Origin of the sequence: Psychrobacter sp. (assembly GCF_030457785.1) — a bacterium.
Lineage (GTDB): Bacteria > Pseudomonadota > Gammaproteobacteria > Pseudomonadales > Moraxellaceae > Psychrobacter.
The window spans coordinates 1-4070 of sequence record NZ_JAKDUI010000229.1 but is presented as its reverse complement, the minus strand read 5'-3'; the positions used below and the strand labels follow the sequence as shown (position 1 = coordinate 4070).

The window sequence follows — 4070 nt, the reverse complement described above, 5'->3', positions numbered from 1 at the left end:
ATGTATGGCCAATCCTATTGTCAGTCGCGCAGAACTTGCGATCGGCGGTAATCCGATGACGGTGAAGGGCGTGATTCAAAAAACCAGCCTACTGCTCGGATTATCAGCTATTACTGGTGTGGGTTTCTTCTTTTATGCACTCATGGCAGGTCTATCGCAAGGTTTTATTACGATGGCAGCCTTTGGTAGTATGTTTGCCGCTTTTGGTCTTGCCCTTTTTATCACTTTTAAACCACAAAAAGCCAAGACTTTGGCAGTACCTTACGCATTATTAGAAGGTATCTTTTTGGGTGGTATCTCATTATTCTTCATGAGAATGTATCCGTCTGTGCCTGTCACCGCGATGTGTGCCACCTTTGTCACAGCTGCTGTCATGCTAGGACTTTATCGTTCAGGCTTGGTGAAGGTGACTGAAAAATTCCGTTCTATAGTGACATCTGCTGTCATCGCCATTATGCTGGTTTATGTGGCGCAGTGGGTTCTTTCTTTAGTGTTTGGCTCGACACTGCCATTCCTATTTGAAGGCGGTGCTATCGCTATTGGCTTTAGCCTATTTGTTATCGTTATCGCGTCTTTCACGTTGTTGTTAGATTTTGACAATATCGATCGCGGCGTTGCAATGGGCATTTCTGAAGATTACGAGTGGATATTCAGCATCGGCATCTTGGCAACGCTAGTGTGGATGTACATTGAGTTCATGCGCCTGCTAAGCTATCTACAAGACTAATCCTACTAACCTTCATACTTGATCGTAAAAGACCGCCTTTTGACAGGCGGTCTTTTTTTATCTGATCTTTTTTTGCCTCACTGTCCAAGAGTATATATAGTCAGCGAAGTACTAAACAGCTACGGCGCTATCCTCCTTAGATGTACTGCTTGTACAATCTGCAGTCGGCTGCCTTGTACCTACTTTAGAGTTCTTTGACTATAAGACTAAGCTCGTTTCAAACGTAGCGCATTCAAGACGACAAACAACGAGCTCAGCGACATTCCTATAGCGGCGAGCCATGGTGGTACGTAACCCAAAGCGGCAGGTATCAGAACGATACTGTTGTAGCCAATTGCCCAACGGAAATTTTGCTTGATGATAAGCTCTGTTTTATCTGAGATACGTTTGGCAGCGATAATGGCTTCGATTTGTCCATTTAGGATAATGCTATCACTAGACACTTGCGCCAAATCTGCCGCGCCAGCAATAGAAGTTGAAACATCCGCAGCGGCCAGTACTGGTGCATCATTGATACCATCTCCAACCATCAACACTACCCCGCCTTCAGACTGTAGTTTTTGAATGTGACTGACCTTATCCGTAGGGGACAAACCTTTATATGCAGTCTGCATGCCTAGATTTTCAGCCATGACTAGCGCCTGCGAACTTTGATCTCCCGTCAACATAACTGACTCGATGCCAGAGTCTTTTAGAGCATCTAGCATCGCTTTGGCACTATCTCGCACTTTATCGTTGAAGTAAAAGATAGCCAGGGCTTGCCACGATTCGGATGCCTGTTTCTTACAAGACAACACCACAGCCGAACTCGCGCGCTCTGTCGCCAAATCAATAGGCAAATCGTTATGCATATTGTCTAATGCAAAATCCACATGACCAATTCGGTACAGCACATCGTCGATCGTCGCTTCCACCCCGCCCGCTGGATAGTATTGCAATGACTGTGTGGCGGGTATATGCAACTGATAAGCAGCCGTTAGCAGCGCATGAGCAATGGGGTGGCGACTACCTACTTCTAACGCCGCCGCCATTGCTAGCACCTTATCTTTTTTCTCGGACAGCGCTGCTTCATTTACTTGGTGGGAATCCGTGTGTATTGCAGAATTTACCAACTCAATATTCAGCAAGTTTGGCTTGCCATACGTAAGCGTACCCGTTTTATCAAAAGCCACGTGGGTAATTTCTGAAAGTGTCTGTAGCGTGTGCCCTCGGGTGGTCAAAAACCCGTAACTGGCCAATCGATTGGTTGAGACCGTCAGGGCAATTGGTGTAGCTAAAGACAGAGCACAAGGACAGGTCGCTACCAAAACAGCAACCGTCGCCCAAACTGCTTGGCTGGGATCAACGATATACCAGCCGATAAACACCAAGGCAGACAATACTAAAATCCGTGCGACAAACCAGCGTGCCAGCTTGTCGGCTTGCTGCGCCAATTTAGGCTTTTCGCTCATCGCGCGGTTCATCAACCGATCAATCAAACCTATTTGACTGTCTTGTGGCAGCGCTGTGACCAACATCTCAAATGGTTGACTGTCGTTTTGTGCACCGCCGACGATATAATCCCCCTGAGCCTTTGTAATCAGATCCCCTTCACCAGTCAGAAGACTTTGCGACACAGTGGCGGCCTTACTGAGCAAAATGCCATCACTAATGATTTCTGAGCCTGCCTCGACCAAAATAATGTCACCTACTTGTAGGCTATGGGCGGTAACCATCTGTTTGTCTTCTGCATCTGCTGTCGCGCTTACAGGAGATAATGTTTGCGCTCGTGTTTGCTGCCAGATTGTCGCTATATGCGAGGTGAGCTTATGAACATTGCTATCGATGCTTTGCATGAAATTGGGCGTGAACTTTGCTGGAATACTGGGTTCATCTTCGGTTAGACTGGCTTGATCTATCGCATTTTGCTCCAACTGTTGTAAGATACGCTCGGCAGATTCTTTATCTTCCGCAATTTTTTGCACTAAGACTGGTTCAACCACGACCAAATCATTGGCCATGGTCGCCGCTTTTAAACGTGCATTGTGCTCGATATAACGTCCTGCCAGTAAGAAGAAAATAAACATACTGACTGAGTCGTAATAAGTCTCACCTTGTCCCGTTATGGTGGCGTACAAGCTGGCAAAGAAAGTTACGATTAGCGCAATACTAACTGGCACATCCATGTTGACTTGGCGACTACGGATCGCTGACCATGCTGACGCAAAGAATGGAATGCCTGCATAAAAGAACACTGGTGTGCTTACAAACAACGAGACCCAGCGTAAAAAATCCCGCTGAAATATCAGCATGTCGCTATACTCACCAAAATAAATAGCGACTGCATACATCATTGCTTGCATCGACCCAAGCGCTGCGATACCCAAGCGCAAAAGCATTTGACTATTATGACGTGCCAGCATCGCCTCATGGGTATCCTGTCGATACGGTTTGGCTTCATAACCAACTTCATTAATGACCGATAGAATACGACTGATCGGGAGTTTGTCTTCATTCCAAACCACTCTCATGCGTTGATTGGTCAAATTTACCTGACATTTACTGATGCCATCCAACTCATCAAGCCGCGACTCGATCAACCAAGTACAAGCTGCACAACGCAGATTGTTGACAGACAGTTCTGCTACCGACATCCCATCTTGTGCATAGACAAACTGTGATTTGATCTCATCATGGTCGTAGGCTTCAAGACGAGTCAATTGGGTAGGCAGACTCGCAGTGCGATTGATCTCCGAGCGATCAAGATAATACTGCTCTAGCCCCGCTTCTACGATGCTTTGAGAGGCGAGCTGACAACCCATACAGCACATCTCACGAGACTTACCCAAGATTTCAGCATGAAACGGAGGATCTGGTACGGGATCTCCGCAATGAAAGCACTGACCGGCAAGCGGAAGCACCAAACCTTCGGTAATGGAGTTATCTTCGTAATCATGGTTGGTGGGAGAGGCAGATTGTGGAGTAACACTTGGCATAATCGCACTTACTTCCTTTGAACAAGTTGTGACGAACCATATTTGCTGTGAGTGAACTTACTAATACGGACGAATTGGCATTGAGAGAGATTTGAATAACTGTTTGAACCCTTTTCAGCACCGGTAATATTGGGTCACATACGATAGCTGCTAATTCATACAAAATACATCTTTGTAGTAACCTAAAACTGCTATGGTGTGCACTCTCTTATCCTAGCGTTTGATATAGACTTAAAAGATGAGTCGTCAAGCTGACAGTTAAAAGCCTTCTATTATATTGCCCTTATTTTCTATTTTATTATCTTTACTCTCTACCTATAGAATAAACATCAGGCATTACATAAATATAAGCGCTTCAATATACATTA

General features: G+C 45.6%; 2 protein-coding genes. One reads left to right on the top strand and one right to left on the bottom strand.

Annotated elements, in window-relative coordinates; all coding sequences use genetic code 11:
• Positions 1-4 precede the first annotated feature (4 nt).
• The gene (locus tag L0J61_RS09770) at positions 5-727 is read left to right on the top strand and encodes a Bax inhibitor-1/YccA family protein (RefSeq protein ID WP_301466255.1); all 723 of its coding nucleotides are present in this window, start codon (positions 5-7) and stop codon (positions 725-727) included.
• A gap of 206 nt (positions 728-933) precedes the next feature.
• Here the strand turns inward: L0J61_RS09770 and L0J61_RS09765 are convergent, their stop codons facing one another.
• Positions 934-3702, bottom strand: coding sequence for a heavy metal translocating P-type ATPase (locus L0J61_RS09765; protein ID WP_301466254.1), 2769 nt, complete (start codon positions 3700-3702; stop codon positions 934-936).
• Positions 3703-4070: the final 368 nt, after the last annotated feature.

Coding starts and splice junctions, on each gene's coding strand:
- L0J61_RS09765 (WP_301466254.1), bottom strand. CDS start 3,702: ATGCCAAGTGTTACTCCACAATCTGCCTCTCCCACCAACCATGATTAC.
- L0J61_RS09770 (WP_301466255.1), top strand. CDS start 5: ATGGCCAATCCTATTGTCAGTCGCGCAGAACTTGCGATCGGCGGTAAT.